This window comes from Microbacterium sp. NPDC056234 (assembly GCF_042267585.1).
GTDB lineage: Bacteria > Actinomycetota > Actinomycetes > Actinomycetales > Microbacteriaceae > Microbacterium.
This window is the reverse complement of sequence record NZ_JBHJTE010000001.1, coordinates 1,146,405-1,163,515: the sequence shown is the minus strand read 5'-3', so window position 1 is coordinate 1,163,515 and position 17,111 is coordinate 1,146,405. Positions and strand designations below refer to the sequence as shown.

Sequence of the window (17,111 nt, the reverse complement as noted above, 5' to 3'; positions counted from 1 at the left end):
GGGCGTATGGGCCCCGATCCCGCCCGCATCGGGGCACGCTTCGAGGTCTTTGGTGTCGTCCCCGCCACCCAACCGGGCGCGGTCCCGCCGGCGGGGTGCGGCCGCGAGCGCGGCCGCACCGAAGCTGCGATGCCCGAGCGAGTAGACGGCGTCGAGGTCTGCGAGGTCGTCGTCGTGCGCGGGGTGCGCGTCGATGACGGACCATTCGATCCCGGCCGCTGTCAGTTCGTCCAGCGCGAGATCACCGTGGACGCTGGATCCGTCCGGCTCGATGGCGTCGTTCGTGATTCCGATGCGATAGCTCATCAGGACTCCTTCAGCTCGGCGGTCATGGGCCGACGGACCAGGACGGTGTAGGCGACGGCGGCCAGTGCGGCGATGATCCCGCCGATGATGAACGACGGAGCGTACGAACCGGTCGCGTCCGCGATGATGCCGGTGAGCAGCGGGGCGAACGCGCCGCCGAAGTAGCCGCCGAAGTTCTGGATCGCCCCGACCGAGGCCACCTGAGACGCGTTGACGATATCGCCGGGCATGGCCCAGGCCGCAGCCTGCATCGTCGCGACGAAGCCGAGCGCGACCGTCATCACGATCATCGCGAGCGTGAGGTCGGCGACCAGCGGGATCAGGCAGATCAGCACGCCGGCGACGACAGCCGCGACCGACATGACGCGGCGCTTCGCCGTCAGCGGATCGACGCCCGAGCTCTTGGTGTACCGCGTCATGACCCAGCCGCCGGTGATGCCGAGGACGGCTGCGCCGACGTAGGGGATCGCCGCGAGCCATCCCGATCCGGCGATCGTGACGCCGCGCTCCTCCTGGAGATACAACGGCAGGAAGACGATGAAGATGTTCCAGATCCAGATGACGCAGAAGAACCCTGCCATCATGCCCCAGATCTGGCGGTGCGCGAACAGCCGCAACCACGGGACCTTCGCAGCTCCGGTGTCCTGCTTCTGCTCCTCGGTCCGGATGAGTTCGAGCTCCTCATCCGAGATGCTCGGGTGCAGCTCCGGGCGGCGATAGAAGATGTAGAACGCGACGGCGAGGACGAGGCCCAGAATGCCGAGGAACACGAAGATCGCCTGCCATCCGAAGGCGAGAAGGATGCCCGTGAGGATCGGCGGCGCGATCGCGGGGCCCCACTTCGACCCGGAATCCCAGATCGCCGTCGCCTGACCACGCTCGGAGCGCGGGAACCAGTCCGCCGTCAGCCGCGCGCTCGCAGGTCCGTTCGGCGCTTCCGCTGCACCCAGCAGGAAGCGGAACGTGACGAAATGCCACATCGCGGATCCCACCGCCATGAGTCCGGTCGCGATCGACCAGCCGGCGATGGCCAGGAAGTACATGCGCCGTGCGCCGAGCTTGTCCACCAGCCACCCGGCCGGCAACTGCGCGAACGCGTACGTCCAGCTGAAGACCGTGCCGAGCAGTCCGATGTCCGTACGAGTGAGGCCGAGCTCCTCGATCAGCGCGGGTGCCGCGATGGAGATCGCACTCCGGTCCATGTAGTTGAGGATGCCCGCGGCCAGCGCCCAGCCGAGGATCCACCACCGAAGATTCTTGATCGTGCGCCTGGTTGCGGTTTCCTTCGCGGGCGCGGTTGCCTGACTCATGTCACTCCTTTGTGTGAGATCGAATGCCGTTGGTGCGGGGATCTCAGTGCATGTAGAGGCCGCCGTCGACGTTCAGGGTCTGACCCGTCACGAACCCGGCATCCTCACTGATGAGGTAGGCCACGGCGGCCGCGATGTCCGTCGGGGTCCCGATCCGCGGCAGCACTCCGTCGGCAGCCATCGCCGTCTTGCGCTCATCGGTGAGCGTGCCGCCCATGATGTCGGTGTCGATCGGTCCGGGGGAGATGACGTTGGCCGTCACACCGACGGGGCCGAGCTCGCGCGCGATCGAGCGCATGAGGCCGATGATGCCCGCCTTCGACGCCGAGTACGGCGTCTTCGAGAAGGTGCCACCGCCGCGCTGGGCGGACACGGAGGAGATGCCCACGAGGCGGCCGACCCCGTTCTCGGCAAGGGTGCGCGCCACGCGCTGCGTGACCCAGTGGACGCCGTCGAGGTTGATGGATTCGACGCGGAACCACTCCTCCGGAGTGACCTCGAGATAGGGCACCGGTGACGAGACCCCGGCGAAGTTCACCAGCGCCACGATCTGCGGCAGCTGCGCCTCGAGAGCGTCGACCGCAGCGACGGCGGCCTCGCGGTCGGCGACGTTCGCCCCGACGCCGACCGCACGCACGCCGTGCTTCTCGGCGACCTCGGCAGCCGTGCGGGCTGCGGCCTCGCCGTCGACGTCGATGATGCCGATGCTCCAGCCGCGCTCGGCGAGGTGGAACGCGGTGGTGCGGCCGATGCCGCGGGGGCTGGCTGCACCGGTCAGGATCGCGGTGCGCTCTGCGGGGAATTCCGTTGCCATGGTCGGGTCTTTCAGCTCTGTGCGGGGTGGATGGGAGCGGGGCCGAGCTCGTCGATCAGCTTCTTCATGGCGACGTAGGCCCTGTTGCGGTATGCGATGAGCTCCGGGGTCCGGTCGGCCGGCACATCCAGGAAGCCGGCTCCCGACTTCGTGCCGAGCTTGCCCGCCTCGACGAGCTCTGCGAGCGCCTTCGGCGTGGCGAACCGCTCGGGGAACTCGGTCTGCAGCGAGGCGTAGCAGAACGCGTAGACGTCGAGTCCCGCCATGTCGGCGATCGCGAACGGTCCGAAGAACGGCAGACGGAAGCCGAAGGTCGTGCGAACGATCGTGTCGATGTCCTCCGGGCTCGCAACGCCCTCCTCGACGAGCTGGGTCGCCTCGTGGAACAGCGCGTACTGGAGGCGGTTCAGCACGAATCCGGTCGCGTCCTTGACGCGGGCGGTCTCCTTGCCGGTGGCCGCCACGATCTGCTCCACGACGGGGAGGATCTCAGCATCCGTTCCGGCGTGCGGGATGAGCTCGACACCGGGGATGAAGGGCGCGGGGTTGGAGAAGTGCACGCCGAGGAAGCGCTCGGGGTTCGTCACGGCCTCGGCCAGCTTGCCGATCAGGATCGTCGACGTGTTGCTGCCGATGATCGCGTCGGGTGCCGCCGCCTCGGAGATGCGGCGCAGCGTCGCGTGCTTGATCTCGATCTTCTCCGGCACTGCTTCCTCGATGAAGGAGGCGCCGGCGACGGCATCCTCGATCGTCGCCGCCGTGAGGCGCTCGGCGATGATCGCCGGGGCGTCCGCGGGGAAGAGTCCGTCCGCGGCGAACTGCGCAGCCTCGGTGATGAGGCGCTCGCGGTTGCTGCGAGCGATCTCGATGTCGACGTCGGCGATGCGGACATCGACGCCGGACAGCGCGAGCGACTGGGCGATACCGCCACCCATGTAACCGCTGCCGATGACGGCGTAGACGGGGCGTTCCTGTTCAGTCATGTCAATCGTCTCCTGTGTGATCGTTCAGACGGCGTCCGGGAGGAGCGTCCGCAGGTAATCGCGGTTCGTGGCGCAGACGCCGAGGCTGTCGCCGCCGTACTGCTCCATGAGGAATGGCCCGCGGAAGCCGACCTCGACGGCGCGGGTGACCATGGCGCGGTAATTGATGAGGCCGAGCTCCATGCTGGTGGGCACCGAGGTCTGCCGGCTGCCGTCCGCGGACTCGTCGCGGGTGTAGTTCTTGACGTGCCAGTAGTTGGCGTACGGCAGCGTCTTCTCGTGCATCTCGCGCCAGTCCTCGATCGGACGGTGCAGGCGGATGAGGTTCGCGATGTCGGGGTTGAGTCCGACGTTGTCCAGACCGATCTCCTCGATCAGGCGCACGGCGCTGTCCGCGGTGCCGAGGTAGGTGTCCTCGTACATCTCCAACGACATCGGCAGGCCGACGGATGCCGCGTGCTCACCGAGCTCCCGCAGGCGCTTGACCGCGAGCGCGCGGGTGTCTGCGTCGTCGGGATCGACGGGGCCCTGTGCGGTCCAGAACCACAGCGCCTTGCGCTGCGCCGCGGTGAAGGGCTGGTGCAGCCCGGTGGAGAAGACCTGCATGCCGAGCTCTGCGGCGGCGTCGATCGCCCGGTGCGCGTACGCGAGGTTCTGCTCGCCCTTGCCTGGTTCGATGACGCTCTGGCGCTGCACGTGGACCGAGATGAGCTGGATGCCGTGGCTGCCGGCGATCGTCTTCAGTTCGTCGCGACGCTCGGCCGTGAGTTCTGAGGGGCGGATGTGGCTGTCGGCGATCTCGACAGCGGTGAAGCCGAGGCGCTCGATCTGACCGAAGACGCCGTCCCAGGTCTCGGCGGAGGCGTCGTGCAGACGCGTCCCGTCGGGGGCGACAGGGCTGAACCCGTGCATGCAGACGGCGATGGGCCAGTTCTCACTGGTGAGGGGCTGCGACGTTGCGGTCATGACGACTCCGTTGACGATTCTCTTCCGACTCCATGCCGGTGTTCATAGATCCTATAGGAAATAGAGCAAAAGGCAAGCGGTGCGAATCCGCTTGCCGCGCTCAGGGTCGCTCGAGATCGAGCGAACGCGCCCTGACCTGCTCGATGTGGCGGCGCATCAGCTCTTCCGGCGCATCCGGGTCGCCGCTGGCGAACGCATCGACGATCGCCTCATGCTCGGCGATGGCCTCGCGCACGTCGGTGACACCGTGCTCGGCCGACTGCCGCATCCGGTGCAGCTGCGCGCCGAGCGACTCGGACATCTCGGTCAGATAGCGGTTGCCGCAGTGCTGGAACACGACGCGGTGGAACGCGGCATCCGCGGTGAAGTAGGCCGTCGTCAGCTCGACGTCGGTCGCCGACGCGCGCAACGTCGTGATCACCCGTTCGCCGATGCGTCGATGCTCTTCTTCGGCGACACGCAGCTCGTCGAGCATCTCCTCGGTCGCGGGAGTCGCAAGTCGGGCGGCACGGGACTCCAGCATGATGCGGGCCTCGAACAGCTCCTGCAGCTGGGCAAGACCCAGCGGCGGTGCGACGCGGTAGCCCTTGAGCGCCTCGCGCGTGACGAGCCCGGTGCGCTCCAGCTGGACCATCGCTTCGCGCACCGGCGTGGGCGAGACGTTCAGCTGCCGGGCGATCGTGTCGATCGACAACCGGGCGCCCGGTGCCGCCTCGCCGCTCAGCAGCAGCTGCAGGATGCGCTCGTAGACGTGATCACGCAGGCCACGACGTTCGATCGTCGTCTCCAAGCCGACCAGTCCTCCGTCGTGCCCTTCAGCCATCATCATCTCCCTCGGACGGTCACGCCGTCAGTGATCCCACTTCATCGAGAATGGCACGAACTGCGACCGGGTCGTGCGCGAAACGGCCCAGGAACAGACCGTCGACGCTGTCCGCGATCTGTGTGAGAAGCCCGGGGCCCGCACTGCCGCCGTAGATCACCGCAGCGTCTCCGCCGAGCTGGACGCGGAGTGCGCCGCAGACCTCGCGGATATGATCGGGCTCCGCCGGCGCGGGCGCGCCGATCGCCCACAGCGGCTCGTACGCGATCACGATCGGGCCGGTGATCCCGGCATCGACTGCATCCGTCAGCGCAGAGCGGATCTGCGCGAGGCAGACCTCCGCCGCGGCATCCGGCGCCCGGCGATCGGCCTCGCCGACGCACAGGATCGGTGTCAGACCGTTGCGCAGCGCCGCGTGCACCTTGGCGGCGACCACCTCATCGGTGTCGCCGAACAGCCGTCGCCGTTCGGCATGGCCCACCTCCACGAACCGGCAGCCGAGCTCGGCCAGCACGCTCGCCGAGACCTCGCCGGTGAACGCACCGGAATCCTCGGTCGCGACGTCCTGCGCGCCGACCGAGAGATCACCGCCGTGCTCGATGGCCGCCGGGATCGACGGGTACTGCGGGATCACGAACGCCGTCACGGCGTTCCCAGCCGGATGCTCGGCGAGGATCTCGGCGACATCCGAGACCCACTCCACCGTGCGGGCGTGCGAGAAGTACATCTTCAGGCTCGCACCGATGAGCATCCGGTCCGCCATGTTCAGCGCGCTTCGTACGCGCAGATCTCTTCGACCTTCTCGGCCGATGCGCTCTGCGGGTCGAACGTGTAGGTCAGCCACTCGCGCGCGAGACGCCGCGCCAGCTCGATGCCGATCACGCGCTGGCCCATGCACAGCACCTGGGCGTCGTTGGAGAGCACCGAGCGCTCCACGCTGAACGAGTCGTGCGCGGTGACGGCACGGATGCCCTGCACCTTGTTCGCCGCGATGGCGACGCCCAGCCCCGTACCGCAGATCAGGATCGCGCGGTCGGCGTCGCCCGCGGCCACCCTCTCGGCGGCCGTTGTCGCGATCGTCGGGTAGTTGGTGTGCCCGTCCGCGTCGACGCCCACGTCCACGACGTCGGCCACGAGCGGGTTGTTCAGCAGGTCGGCCTTGATGCGCTCCTTGTAGTCGAAGCCTGCATCATCCGAACCGATCACCAATCGAAGTGCCATTTCAGTCATCCCCTTTCAGGATGTCGAGAACCGTGTGGGTGATGAGCGCGAACGAGACCGCGCCGGGGTCAGGCGTGCCGAGGCTCTTGTCGCCGTGCGACCGAGCCCGGCCGAGCTTGGCCGTGAGGTTCGCGGTGGCTTCGGCTGCTTCGGTCGCGAGCCGTGCCGCGTCCGTCCAGGCGGCGACGAGTTCGTCTCCGGCCTCCAGCCGCTCGGTGAGCCGATCAGCGAACGGCACGATCGCGTCGATCATGGTCTTGTCTCCGACGGTCGCCTTGCCGAAGGACATCACGGCGTCCTTCATGCGGGCGACACCGGCTCCGACGGCATCCGCGTCGACTTCGGCATCGTCGCCCAGTGCCATGCCGAGGGCGACGAGCATCTCGCCCCAGATGGCACCGGAGGTGCCGCCGCCCTTGTCCGCCCAGGCGTCACCGGCGTGGTGCAGCGTCGTGCGCGCGCCGGCGCCGCCGGCGACGGCTTCCTCCGCCGCGGCGGCCGCGGCCCTGCTGCCGCGCTGCATGCCGATGCCGTGGTCGCCGTCGCCCGCGATCCGGTCGATACGGCCGAGCTCTTCGGCCTCGGCATCCAGCATCGCGGCCATCGCCGAGATCGCCCGGCCGATCGTCTGCGCGGCGCCTCGGGACTCGTCGGTCGCGGGCCCGATGACGAACTCCTCCTCTTCGGCCGCGACCGTATCGACGGCGATGCGGCCCTCGACCGCGCCGCGGCGGAACGCCGGAGTGTCGCACGCTGCGAGCCAGAGCTCTTCGAGTTCGTCGTCCAGCCACAGCAGCGTCAGCGAGACGCCCGCCATGTCGAAGCTGGTGCAGAACTCCCCCACCTCGGGCGAGACGACCGTGATGCCTGCCTCCGCGAGCAGGCGATCGACCTCGGCGTAGACGACGTACAGCTCTTCGTACTTGACGCTGCCCAGGCCGTTCAGGATCGGCACGACCCTGGCACCCTCGCGCGCGGCGCCGTCCGGGATCTCCTCGAGCAGGGACTCGACGAACAGCTGGGCCAGCCCCGCCGCCGTCGGCACGTCGACCTCGTCGATGCCCGGTTCGCCATGGATGCCGAGACCGACGGCCATGCGCCCCTCAGGCACCGTGAACAGCGGCTCGTCGGCGCCGGGAAGAGTGCAGCCGCTGAAGGCGACCCCCAGCGAGCGGGTGCGGTCGTTCGCTGCGATCGCGAGGCGCTCGACGTCGTCGAGGTCGTGACCGGCCTCGGCCGCCGCTCCGGCGATCTTGAACACGACGAGGTCGCCCGCGATGCCGCGGCGCTTCTCCCGCTCGGATGCCGGGGCACTGGAGATGTCGTCCGTGACCGTGACGGTGCGGCAGTCGACGCCCGCGGAACGCAGACGCTCCTGCGCCTGTGTGAAGTGCAGCACGTCCCCGGCGTAGTTGCCGTAGCTCAGCAGGACCCCTCGCCCTTCGTGCGCTGCGGTGGCGACGGAGTGCACCTGGTGGGCGGACGGCGAGGCGAAGAGATTCCCCATGACCGCGCCGTGGGCGAGGCCGGGGCCGACGAGTCCCGCGAAGGCCGGGTAGTGGCCGCTGCCGCCGCCGATCACGACCGAGACCGTCGGCTCGGCGCCCCGTGTCGAGCGGACGACGCCACCGGTGACCGGGCGGACCCACCGGGCGCTCGCGGCGACGAATCCGGCGGCGGAATCGGCGGCGAAGTCGTCCGGATCGTTGAACAGGCGCGTCATTGCGATCTCCTTAGAGCGGCTGAGGTCGCGGGGGTGATCCCGCCGCGTGCTCAGATCCTATAGGAAATCGGATAGAACTGCACGGGTGGCGTCAGCGGAGCAGGCCGAGACTCGCCAGCGCCTGACGGATCAGGGCGCCCCGACCGCCCTCCATCTCGGCGGAGACCTCATCGGAGGCCGCCTCCTCCGGGGAGAACCAGGTGACCTCGAGGGCATCGGTTCGCGGTTCGCAGGTCCCCGTCACCGGGACGACGTACGCCAGCGAGACGGCGTGCTGACGGTCGTCGTGGAACGCGCTCACGCCGGGGATCGGGAAGTACTCCGCCACGGCGAACGGAGCCGGCTGCGGCGGCAGCAGCGGAAAAGCCATCGGGCCGAGATCGTTCTCGACGTGGCGGAACAGCGCATCGCGGATCGTCTCACCGAAGCGGACGCGACCCGACACGATCGTGCGGGTCATCTCGCCGAGCGGGGTCGAACGCAGCAGGATGCCGACCTCGGTGACCTGTCCGACGCCGTCCGTGCGGACGGGAAGCGCCTCGACGTAGAGCATCGGCAGACGACGTCGCGCTTCGGCGAGCTCGACGTCGCTCAGCCAGCCCGGGTTCCCGGCATCCGCCGGCACCTCGCCGAACCGCGCCAGGTCGTCGTCGGAGTCCTCGGGGTCTGGGTCGGGCGTACGGACGGTCATGGGTCATTTCTACCAGGCCGGCCTCCACGACGGTCGTGTGTCCGCACCCGCTGGCAGGATGGTGGCGTGGATGACGAGCTGACGATCGACGACACGGTCACGCGCTGGGCGCCGGGAGACCGGGACGGCCGACCGCTGGTGGTTCTGCTGCACGGGTACGGCGCCGACGAACACGACCTGTTCGGGGTCGTCCCGTACCTGCCGGACGGCATCGCGGTCGCGTCGCTCGCCGCTCCGCTCACACCGCCGTGGCCCATGCCCGGCCGTTCCTGGTATCCGATCGAAGACCTCTCCTCCCGCAGCCCCGAGCCCACGACGGCCGCCGCACGAGCTCTGCTGGGCTGGCTGGATGCCGCGGCATCCACCGCGTCCTCCGTGGCGCTGCTCGGATTCTCGCAGGGCGCGGCCGTGTCGTTGCAGGCACTGCGCCTCGCCCCCGAGCGCTTCGACGCCGTCGTCGCCCTGAGCGGTTATGCGACGCCCGGCGACCTGCCCGGGGATGACGAGTTGCGCGATCTGCGCCCCGCCGTCTTCTGGGGCCGCGGCACGAACGACGACGTGATCCCTTCCGACCTGATCGCGCACACCGCCCTGTGGCTGCCGGAGCATTCGGATCTCTCGGGGCGCGTCTATCAAGGGCTCACGCACAGCATCTCGGATGACGAGCTGCGCGATGTGCGGGCGTTCCTCGACAAATGGCTCGAGCGGATCGCCGCCGGCTGAGCCGGCCGGATCAGCGCGGCTCGTCGCCGGGTCGCCCTTCGTCACCGGGATCCGTGTCGTGGCCGGCATCCGTGTCGCCGGGTCCGCCGCGCCGAGTGCGGCCGAATGCGACCGCGAAGGCCACGCCGATCGCGATACCGAGCGCGATGCCGAGTCCCATGTTGTCGAGCGCCGAACCCAGCGCGACACCGGCGCCCATTCCGAGCGCGATGCCGATCCCCCAGGTCGCGCGCTGGCGCGCCTCGTGCGGACTCATCCCGTCATCAGCCATGTCTCCACGGTAGGCCGCGCCGCTTCCGCGAGCATCCCCCGCGCGGCGGACATCGCCCGGGAGACCTGCGACACGCCCGGGTTGCACGATTCGGCGAGCGCCGGTATTCTCGTTGCGTCCTGTCCGCCGTGTTTGGAAGTCCTTTGATCTGAATCGTCGCCTCCGCGCTTCTCTTTCCGCGCGCTGACCCGACGATCCTTCACGGACACGGCATCCTCCGCCTGCTATGGCGTCGAGCGATCCCCGGTGTCAGTGCACCCTCGCACTCGACAGGAGACACCCATGTCAACCCCGACCATCCATGCATCGGTCACCCTCGACCGCCTCACCTTCGTCTGGCCGGACGGCTCGATCGCGCTCGACGACGTCTCGGGTGCGTTCGGCACCGGACGCACCGGTCTCGTCGGCCGCAACGGCTCAGGCAAGTCCACGCTGCTGCGCCTCATGGCCGGCGAGCTCGCAGCGACCTCCGGTTCGGTGCACGCGACCGGTGACGTCGCATACCTTCCGCAGCGTCTCACGCTGGACACCTCACGCCGGGTCGCCGAACTCCTCGGCGTCGCCGCGGCCCTCGACGCCGTCCGCGCCATCGCGTCCGGAGACGTCGATCCGGCGCATTTCGATGCCGTCGGTGACGATTGGGACATCGAGGCGCGCGCCGCGGCATCCCTCGCCGAAGCCGGACTCGACCCGTCGTTCCTCGACCGGAGCGTCGGCGAGCTCTCAGGTGGCGAGGCCGTCCTCGTCGCGATCGCCGGCATCCGTCTGCGCCGCGCGCCGATCACGCTGCTCGACGAGCCGACGAACAACCTCGATCGTGACGCACGGGCGAAGCTCGCCGACATGGTGCGGTCGTGGAAGGGGACGCTCATCGTCGTCAGCCACGACCTCGCCCTGCTCGAGCTCATGGACGACACCGCCGAGCTGTACGCCCACGCGCTCAGCATCTTCGGCGGGCCGTACTCGCAGTGGCGCGCCTGGCTGGATGCCGAACAGGATGCCGCCAAGCAGGCCGAGCGCGATGCAGCACAGGCGCTGAAGAAGGAGAAGCGCCAGCGCATCGAAGCGGAGTCGAAGCTCGCGACCCGCGCCAAGATGGGCCGAAAGGCCTTCGAGGAGAAGCGCGTGCCGAAGATCATCGCCAACGGCCGCAAGATGGCAGCCGAGGTATCGGCAGGGCGGCTGCGCACCGAGGTCGCCGCCAAGGAGGACACCGCGCGCGCCGCGCTCGACCAGGCCGGTCGCCGCGTCCGCTCGGACGACTCGATGAAGATCGAGCTCCCGGATCCGGATGTCTCCCGCAGCCGCCGGATCGCGACGATCGGCGGCGCCGATCGGGAGTGGATCATCCAGGGCCCCGAGCGGGTCGCGCTCATCGGCCGAAACGGGGCAGGCAAGACGACGCTGCTGGAGCGACTGGTGGCGGGCGATTCAGAAGGAGACCTGCGCGTCGAAGCCCACACCGACCGCATCGGCTACCTGCCGCAGCGGATCGACGGACTCGACGAATCCCGCTCGGTGTTCGAGAACATCGCGGCGGCCGCGCCGACGATCCCCGAGAAGGAGCTGCGCAACCGGCTGGCGCGCTTCCTCATCCGCGGTGGGACGACCGACAGACCCGTCGGCGCACTCTCCGGCGGCGAGCGCTTTCGCGTGGCACTGGCGAAACTGCTGCTCGCCGACCCGGCGCCGCACCTGGTCGTGCTCGACGAGCCGACGAACAACCTGGACATCGACACGGTCGATCAGGTCGTCGAGGCGCTGCAGGCGTACCGCGGCGCCGTGCTCGTCGTCAGCCACGACGACGCCTTCCTCGCCAGGCTCGGACTCGATCTGACGCTCGAGATCGACCCGGAGAGCGGCCTCGTGCAGGTCGGCTGACGGCTCTGTCCGTCGGCGAGAGCCTCTATAGAGTGGTGCGATATGAGCGCGCCACCGAAGCTCTCGTCGACGGCCCCGGCATCGGGGGCGTCCGTGCGCGTCCCGCGCGTGCACGCGATCGCCAGGGCCTGGAGCGAACTCGGCGAGACCGTCGCACCGCTGAGCAACGGCGCCGGTCGCCCGCTCGCACGCACGGTCAAGCTCATCCTCGAGCCGCTCGTGATCCGGCCTGTGCAGAATCCGCACCTCGCCGCCGCCTCGCTGACCGAGGATGCCGCGCGCGAGTTGACGGCCCGGATCACGGCGGCCGGCGCCGACCTCGCCGCCGCAGGTGAGTGGTTCGGCGTGCTCAAGCGCGCGCGACGAGCTCTCGGGATCACGGAGGGCAACCCGCAGGAACGCTACTTCCAACGGTGCTTCGAGCTCGCTCGCACGGAGGGACGACCGACGCCCGGCGCCCCGGCGTCCGAGGCGATCGCGAACGAGACGGTTCAGGAGATCGCGCAGGCGGACGGTGAATCCGTACTGGCGCGGATGCGCGAACTGCTCGTCGATGAGGAAGCGTCTGCCGCTCTCGGCGAGCGGCTCCTGTCCGCCTGGAGTCAGCGAACGGCCGGCTCGGAGACAGCGATCGATTCCGCGCGCGTCGGCGCTGTTCTGGACGCGTGCGGCGCGCGCGACGCGACGCGGGACTTCGCCGCCCTGCTCGCCGAACGAGCGGGCACTTCGGCGGCCGCGGATCTGACCGGGCCAGGGGCCGCCAGACTGCTGGGGCTCACCGAGCACGAGACCCTCGCGCCTCCGCGACTGGGAGCAACCGCATCCAAACGCGAACTGCCGCTGCCCTTCGACCGGTCCATCTACGAGCGCCTGTTCGCCGCGCTGTCCGGCGGGGTCCCCGCCGACATCGGGCTCGACGTCGAGGTCATCGTCACGGAGGAGATCGCTCGATCAGCGGCCGCATGGGAACTCGAGGCCGAGCACAGCCGTGTGGTCATGGTGCTCGGCGCCGAGGCCTCGCACTCGCTCGCACCGGCCGAACTGCTGAGGCCGACGAACGCCCACCGCCTCCTGCGCGACCGTTGGGATCGCGAGGCGTACGTCCGCCGAGTGCGGCGTCTGCCGGCCGGAGCGACCGGCGTGCCGGAGAACATCGAATCCGACATCCGCACGGTCCGGCAGGGCTACCTCCGCCGGCTGTGGGTTCGGCTGCACGGCCGCGAGCTGCGCGGTCAGGTGACCGACGCCGCCGAGCTGTGGGACACCCTCGACGGCATCCTGCGCTCGGTCATCATGGACCAGCGGCACCGGCTGAAGACGGCGCTCGGACGAGACCTCGAGGGCGCCGCATGAGAATCAGCATCCGCATCGATGGTGCCAGTGCCGTCGTGGGCCCCTTCGATCCGTCTGCGGCTCCCGCGGCGCCGTTCGCGATCGCGCTCGTCGAAGCCCGCGGCGCGCTGTTGACCTGGGCGATGCCGCCGGGGCGGTTCCCCGATGCCGCGGTGCACGCCCCCGAGCAAGCGGCGGAATGGCTCGCCGATGTGTACGGCGATGCTGTCGCGGCGGCAGCGCATCGCGTCGCGGCTGCCGAGGATCCGACGGCCGAGGACGTCGCCCTTCCGAGCGAGACGCTTCTTGCCATCGACGTGCGCCGGCTCGCGCTGCTCGTCTGGGCCCGCGACTGGTGGCCCGCCGGTACCGCGGTTCCGCCGCTGGATGCGTCCGTCCTGTCCGCGGAGATCGCGATCGCCACGCACGGTGTGGACCATCTCCTCGACGACGACGAGGCGACCGAGCGCGCACTGGCCGACGCCGTGGACGCCCCGAGCGCCCTCGCGACCTTCCCCTCGGCGTTCGCCGCGGACGCCGCAGCACTGGCCGATGCGCTGTCGTCGCTCGCCGATGATCACGGCGTCGAACTGCAGCCGGTCACCGAGCGCCGCGCCGCGTGGGCACTGGCCGCCGGCGGCGTCGGATCAGCGGCCGACGGGGTCGAGGTCGCCCACGGCAGCGCACCCGTGCGCTGGGCGGACGTCCCGCCCCAGGCCGTGTCCGCGGATGCCGAGGCACGCTGGTCGCTCCGGCACGTCGCCGGCGAGCCGACCCTGGCGGTCGAGGTCGCGGCCGTCGCCGGCGGCAGCGCCGAACTGCACGCTCGCTTCGGGCCGGACGAGCTGGGAATCGACATGCCGCTCGCCCTCTCCGGCGCGGTGTTCACCGGATCGGTCGCCGTGCCGGCATCCGTCGCCCTGCTGCCGATCGAGCAGCGCACGCTGTGGGTGCGCGACGTGCGCATGGCTGCGCACCCTGGCGCCGCCGAGTCGGCGGACGCGCACGGGTCCGCGCTCGCCCATGCATCCGCGCGCATCGTCGATGCCGACGCCGGGCTGGCGGAGCGGGCCGCGGGGGCGCGTCGATGACGGAGCAGGTCGACCCCAGGGCGGTCCGCGGGAAGAAGCCGCTCGGCCCGCAGTGGCACGCGCTGCGCGATGCCCACAATGCGGCCGTCAGGCTTCTGCAGACCGGCGATGTCGACACTGCCACGCGGCGCCTGCGCGAGGTGCTTTCGGCACTGGAGGAGACCGACGACGTCTCGGCGTGGGATCTGCGAGCGCGCGCCCAGCTGAACCTCGCATCGGCCCTCGAGAGCGTCGATGCCGCAGCCGCGCTGGAGATGACCGATCAGGCGATCACCACGGCATCCGCCGTCCTGGAGCGCGACGGCGACGAGTACGGCAGCCGCACCGTGCTCGTGAACGCCCTCCTGTCCCGTGCGCAGACTCTCGCCCTGCGCGACCGGCTGGACGACGCGCTGGCGCAGATCATCGTCGCCGAGGGCGTGCTGAACGAGCACGATCTCGAGCAGGCCGACCTGATGCGCTTCTCGGCGCACAACATCCGCAGCGGGCTCCTGATCTTCGCCGGCCGTCTGGAGGAAGCGGATGCCGAAGCCCGCCGCGCGCTGTCGGCAGCGCTCGTGGTGGATCCTCGGCTGGCCGTCCACGCGTACATGAACCTGGCGGCGATCGCCCAGCGCACCGGCGACGAGCAGGCGGCATGGGAGTTCACGGATCTCGCCGCGCGTCTGCAGGGCGACGACTCCGATGCGATCGCAGCCCAGATCACCGTCGAGAACCGCGCCAGGGTCGCGATGCAGCAGCGACGGTTCGCGGAGGCGGAGACGGCTTTTCTGCGGGCGGCGGAGCTGGCGGAGGCCGCTGGGCTGCGTGCGCGTCTCGCGGCGAGTCGCACCGGTCTGGCCGCGGTGTACCTGGAGTCCGGAAATCCGGCTCGGGCGGCGAAGCGCCTGCGTGAACTGATCGCGGGCATGGACCCCGCCGGCGACGTGCACGAGCGACGAGAGGCCTACGGATTCCTCGGCGACGCGGAGTCGAAGCGCGGCCGATTCGCCCTCGCGGAAGAGGCGTACCGCGCGGCGCGCGACCTCACGCGTTCGGCCCACGAACGCTGCCGCGTCAACCTGCGACGCGCCGAGATGCAGGCGGAGTGGGCGAGCTTCACGCCCGGCCCGCGCACGCGCACCGAGCGACTGACCGCCGGGCTGCACATGGCGATTCCCGTGCTGCTGGCGACCGAGGCGCTGCGCGGCGACTTCGCGCCGGGTCCGGTGCGCGAGCGGTGGAGTCTGCAGGTCGCCGCCCCGGCACGCGAGCTGGCATTCCGCCTCGCCGTGACGCTGCGCGACGGCGAACTCCTGTTCGCCCTCATCGAGAATGCGACGGCCTCCGCCACGCTGATGGCGGAGGCGATCGAGGCCGGGGACGCCGCGGCGACCCTGACCGCGCCGGATGCATCGCCGGGGCCGCGGGTCCACTCCCCCGCCACCACCGATGCGTCCGCCGATGATCTGCTGCCGGCAGCGGCATCCGGTTTCGTCGGAGATCTGGGCGCGGCCACCGCCGACCTGCGCTTCGCTCCCCCGCCGCGGGTCGTCGCCATCCCCGGCCGGCCGCCGGTGCTGGAGGCGTTCATCCGGGCAGCCGAGGAGGAGTACGGCGTCACCGTCCGTTCGGAGCGGGTGGTGGCGTCATGGTGAAGAACTGGCGCGAGCTCGCGCACCTCGGTCCCGCGGGCAGCGCGACGGTCGCCGACGGCGACCGTGTGCTCATCGATCTGCCCGCCGACCGGCAGCCGGTCGCGCGGCTGCGCTACGTCGACGGCGACGACCTCTTCGTCAACTGGATCTGGGACCACCAGCCGGAGTCTCCGCGCATGACCGTGATCGGACGTCATCTGGTCGCGCCGGCGCTCGAGTCCCTCGCGCAGGCGCTGCCGACGCCCATCCCGGGGTCCGGTGAGAGCGGAGACCAGGCGCTGACCCGCGCCTTGACGCACGGCGCGCTGCTCGACCTCGAGCGGGAGCAGCACCTCGCCGAGGCTCTGACGGCGGCGCTCATCCCGCACTGGCTCGCACGGGAGCTGAACGCACTCGAGGTCGCCGGGGTGCGCCCGCATGTGCGCGTGCAGCTGTCGCCGTCGACGTCGCAGCTGCCGTGGGAGCTGCTCAGCACGTCCGACGGTGAGCGCGGCATCGACATGGTCGACGTGTCGCTTCTCCTGCCGGCGACGCTGCGCAACGATCCGGCGCGGACGCTGTCGCCATGGGCGCCCGGTTCGCCCGTCGCCGCCGTGCTCGATCCGGTCGTTCCCGGCTTCTCCGATGCCGGCGAGCTGGGCAGCGTGCTGGGGCCGGTATCGCCCGAGTCGCCCCTCACGCGCATGGCGGCGGAACTCGGTGGACGCGTGCGCCCGGCCGGCCCGATCTTCCGGCGCGCGGACATGGGGCGCGTCGCACTGGCGACCGCAGCGGCCGATGCCGGTCGGCTGCTGTACGTCGGTCACGTGACGGCGTCGACGCACGCCCTGGATGCTCGGATGCACCTGTCCGACGGCCTCGATGCTCCGGGACTCGCCGCGCCGATCGGCGCGCACCGGCCGTACACCGCGGCCGACATCGCACTCGGCGCCCCCGGCCTCGAGCCGCTGCGCGCGCCGAACCGGGTCGCGTTGATCGCCTGCGATTCCGGCGCCGATGCGCGCTACGCGGAGCCCACAGGGCTGATGGCCGCGTTCGTGCACCGCGGAGCAGAGTACGTCACCGCGACCCGATGGACGCTGCCGACCGAGGCGGGCCTGGATCGCTACACCCCCGCTCTGGCCGGTCACGCCGAAGGCATGCTGGGCGACGCGATCGTCGCGGTCGACGCCGCGCACGAGGCATCCGATCCGGTCGTGGCTCTCGGCGCCTGGCAGCGCGAGCAGCGCCGCCGCTGGACATCGACCGGTGATCCGCGATTCTCGCCGATCATCTGGGCGACGCTGACGACGGCGTGGGCTCCGGCACCGCCGGCACCGAGCTGAGGGGCGCGCCTCGG

17 protein-coding genes are annotated in these 17,111 nt (G+C 70.4%); 6 read left to right on the top strand and 11 right to left on the bottom strand.

What is annotated here, in order from left to right; genetic code table 11:
• From ACFCYE_RS05500 to ACFCYE_RS05455, 10 genes are all read right to left on the bottom strand, one after another.
• Nucleotides 1–306, bottom strand: a 306-nt coding sequence (locus ACFCYE_RS05500) for a hypothetical protein (protein WP_376177001.1), incomplete at its 3' end; no start/stop codon positions are given.
• A complete protein-coding gene (locus ACFCYE_RS05495) occupies nucleotides 306–1,616 on the bottom strand; it encodes an MFS transporter (protein WP_376176999.1) in 1,311 nt (436 codons plus the stop codon). The genes ACFCYE_RS05500 and ACFCYE_RS05495, both read right to left, overlap by 1 nt.
• A 43-nt stretch (nucleotides 1,617–1,659) precedes the next feature.
• Nucleotides 1,660–2,430, bottom strand: a complete 771-nt coding sequence (locus ACFCYE_RS05490) for an SDR family NAD(P)-dependent oxidoreductase (protein WP_376176997.1) — start codon at nucleotides 2,428–2,430, stop codon at nucleotides 1,660–1,662.
• Between the two features lie 11 nt (nucleotides 2,431–2,441).
• Nucleotides 2,442–3,413 carry a 3-hydroxyacyl-CoA dehydrogenase family protein gene (locus ACFCYE_RS05485; RefSeq protein WP_376176996.1) on the bottom strand — a complete coding sequence of 324 codons (972 nt, stop codon included), beginning with the start codon at nucleotides 3,411–3,413 and terminating at the stop codon, nucleotides 2,442–2,444.
• A 24-nt stretch (nucleotides 3,414–3,437) separates the two neighbouring features.
• On the bottom strand, nucleotides 3,438–4,379 hold the full coding sequence (locus tag ACFCYE_RS05480; RefSeq protein WP_376176994.1) for a sugar phosphate isomerase/epimerase family protein: 942 nt from the start codon (nucleotides 4,377–4,379) through the stop codon (nucleotides 3,438–3,440).
• A 100-nt stretch (nucleotides 4,380–4,479) separates the two neighbouring features.
• Nucleotides 4,480–5,202, bottom strand: coding sequence for a GntR family transcriptional regulator (locus ACFCYE_RS05475; RefSeq protein WP_376176992.1), 723 nt, complete (start codon nucleotides 5,200–5,202; stop codon nucleotides 4,480–4,482).
• A gap of 19 nt (nucleotides 5,203–5,221) precedes the next feature.
• On the bottom strand, nucleotides 5,222–5,965 hold the full coding sequence (locus ACFCYE_RS05470; protein ID WP_376176990.1) for a triose-phosphate isomerase family protein: 744 nt from the start codon (nucleotides 5,963–5,965) through the stop codon (nucleotides 5,222–5,224).
• Nucleotides 5,966–5,967: 2 nt separating this feature from the next.
• Nucleotides 5,968–6,423: a ribose-5-phosphate isomerase gene (locus ACFCYE_RS05465; protein WP_376176988.1), complete on the bottom strand. Its 456-nt coding sequence runs from the start codon at nucleotides 6,421–6,423 to the stop codon at nucleotides 5,968–5,970.
• 1 nt (nucleotide 6,424) lies between these two features.
• Entirely contained in the window at nucleotides 6,425–8,146 is a 1,722-nt protein-coding gene (locus ACFCYE_RS05460; RefSeq protein ID WP_376176986.1) for a dihydroxyacetone kinase family protein, read from the bottom strand.
• Between the two features lie 91 nt (nucleotides 8,147–8,237).
• Nucleotides 8,238–8,837, bottom strand: a complete 600-nt coding sequence (locus ACFCYE_RS05455) for an NUDIX hydrolase family protein (RefSeq protein ID WP_376176984.1) — start codon at nucleotides 8,835–8,837, stop codon at nucleotides 8,238–8,240.
• A gap of 66 nt (nucleotides 8,838–8,903) precedes the next feature.
• Between ACFCYE_RS05455 and ACFCYE_RS05450 the strand changes: the two genes are divergently transcribed.
• Nucleotides 8,904–9,560 carry an alpha/beta hydrolase gene (locus tag ACFCYE_RS05450; protein ID WP_376176982.1) on the top strand — a complete coding sequence of 219 codons (657 nt, stop codon included), beginning with the start codon at nucleotides 8,904–8,906 and terminating at the stop codon, nucleotides 9,558–9,560.
• Between the two features lie 10 nt (nucleotides 9,561–9,570).
• Here ACFCYE_RS05450 and ACFCYE_RS05445 read toward each other — a convergent pair whose 3' ends face one another.
• Nucleotides 9,571–9,831: a hypothetical protein gene (locus tag ACFCYE_RS05445; protein ID WP_376176980.1), complete on the bottom strand. Its 261-nt coding sequence runs from the start codon at nucleotides 9,829–9,831 to the stop codon at nucleotides 9,571–9,573.
• A 282-nt stretch (nucleotides 9,832–10,113) separates the two neighbouring features.
• Between ACFCYE_RS05445 and ACFCYE_RS05440 the strand changes: the two genes are divergently transcribed.
• From ACFCYE_RS05440 to ACFCYE_RS05420, 5 genes are read left to right on the top strand one after another with little or no spacing between them, the layout of a single operon-like run.
• Nucleotides 10,114–11,712 carry an ABC-F family ATP-binding cassette domain-containing protein gene (locus tag ACFCYE_RS05440; RefSeq protein WP_376176978.1) on the top strand — a complete coding sequence of 533 codons (1,599 nt, stop codon included), beginning with the start codon at nucleotides 10,114–10,116 and terminating at the stop codon, nucleotides 11,710–11,712.
• 42 nt (nucleotides 11,713–11,754) lie between these two features.
• Nucleotides 11,755–13,065 carry a hypothetical protein gene (locus tag ACFCYE_RS05435; RefSeq protein WP_376176977.1) on the top strand — a complete coding sequence of 437 codons (1,311 nt, stop codon included), beginning with the start codon at nucleotides 11,755–11,757 and terminating at the stop codon, nucleotides 13,063–13,065.
• Nucleotides 13,062–14,135: a hypothetical protein gene (locus tag ACFCYE_RS05430; protein ID WP_376176975.1), complete on the top strand. Its 1,074-nt coding sequence runs from the start codon at nucleotides 13,062–13,064 to the stop codon at nucleotides 14,133–14,135. The genes ACFCYE_RS05435 and ACFCYE_RS05430 overlap by 4 nt, the downstream gene beginning before the upstream one ends.
• Nucleotides 14,132–15,772, top strand: coding sequence for a tetratricopeptide repeat protein (locus tag ACFCYE_RS05425; RefSeq protein WP_376176974.1), 1,641 nt, complete (start codon nucleotides 14,132–14,134; stop codon nucleotides 15,770–15,772). Before ACFCYE_RS05430 ends, ACFCYE_RS05425 begins: the two co-directional genes overlap by 4 nt.
• Nucleotides 15,766–17,097: a CHAT domain-containing protein gene (locus ACFCYE_RS05420; protein WP_376176972.1), complete on the top strand. Its 1,332-nt coding sequence runs from the start codon at nucleotides 15,766–15,768 to the stop codon at nucleotides 17,095–17,097. The genes ACFCYE_RS05425 and ACFCYE_RS05420 overlap by 7 nt, the downstream gene beginning before the upstream one ends.
• Nucleotides 17,098–17,111: the final 14 nt, after the last annotated feature.

Bases quoted from the DNA above. Each gene is read 5' to 3' on its own strand.
- ACFCYE_RS05495 (WP_376176999.1), bottom strand. From the start codon at position 1,616: ATGAGTCAGGCAACCGCGCCCGCGAAGGAAACCGCAACCAGGCGCACG.
- ACFCYE_RS05490 (WP_376176997.1), bottom strand. From the start codon at position 2,430: ATGGCAACGGAATTCCCCGCAGAGCGCACCGCGATCCTGACCGGTGCA.
- ACFCYE_RS05485 (WP_376176996.1), bottom strand. From the start codon at position 3,413: ATGACTGAACAGGAACGCCCCGTCTACGCCGTCATCGGCAGCGGTTAC.
- ACFCYE_RS05480 (WP_376176994.1), bottom strand. From the start codon at position 4,379: ATGACCGCAACGTCGCAGCCCCTCACCAGTGAGAACTGGCCCATCGCC.
- ACFCYE_RS05475 (WP_376176992.1), bottom strand. From the start codon at position 5,202: ATGGCTGAAGGGCACGACGGAGGACTGGTCGGCTTGGAGACGACGATC.
- ACFCYE_RS05470 (WP_376176990.1), bottom strand. From the start codon at position 5,965: ATGGCGGACCGGATGCTCATCGGTGCGAGCCTGAAGATGTACTTCTCG.
- ACFCYE_RS05465 (WP_376176988.1), bottom strand. From the start codon at position 6,423: ATGGCACTTCGATTGGTGATCGGTTCGGATGATGCAGGCTTCGACTAC.
- ACFCYE_RS05460 (WP_376176986.1), bottom strand. From the start codon at position 8,146: ATGACGCGCCTGTTCAACGATCCGGACGACTTCGCCGCCGATTCCGCC.
- ACFCYE_RS05455 (WP_376176984.1), bottom strand. From the start codon at position 8,837: ATGACCGTCCGTACGCCCGACCCAGACCCCGAGGACTCCGACGACGAC.
- ACFCYE_RS05445 (WP_376176980.1), bottom strand. From the start codon at position 9,831: ATGGCTGATGACGGGATGAGTCCGCACGAGGCGCGCCAGCGCGCGACC.
- ACFCYE_RS05440 (WP_376176978.1), top strand. From the start codon at position 10,114: ATGTCAACCCCGACCATCCATGCATCGGTCACCCTCGACCGCCTCACC.
- ACFCYE_RS05435 (WP_376176977.1), top strand. From the start codon at position 11,755: ATGAGCGCGCCACCGAAGCTCTCGTCGACGGCCCCGGCATCGGGGGCG.
- ACFCYE_RS05430 (WP_376176975.1), top strand. From the start codon at position 13,062: ATGAGAATCAGCATCCGCATCGATGGTGCCAGTGCCGTCGTGGGCCCC.
- ACFCYE_RS05425 (WP_376176974.1), top strand. From the start codon at position 14,132: ATGACGGAGCAGGTCGACCCCAGGGCGGTCCGCGGGAAGAAGCCGCTC.
- ACFCYE_RS05420 (WP_376176972.1), top strand. From the start codon at position 15,766: ATGGTGAAGAACTGGCGCGAGCTCGCGCACCTCGGTCCCGCGGGCAGC.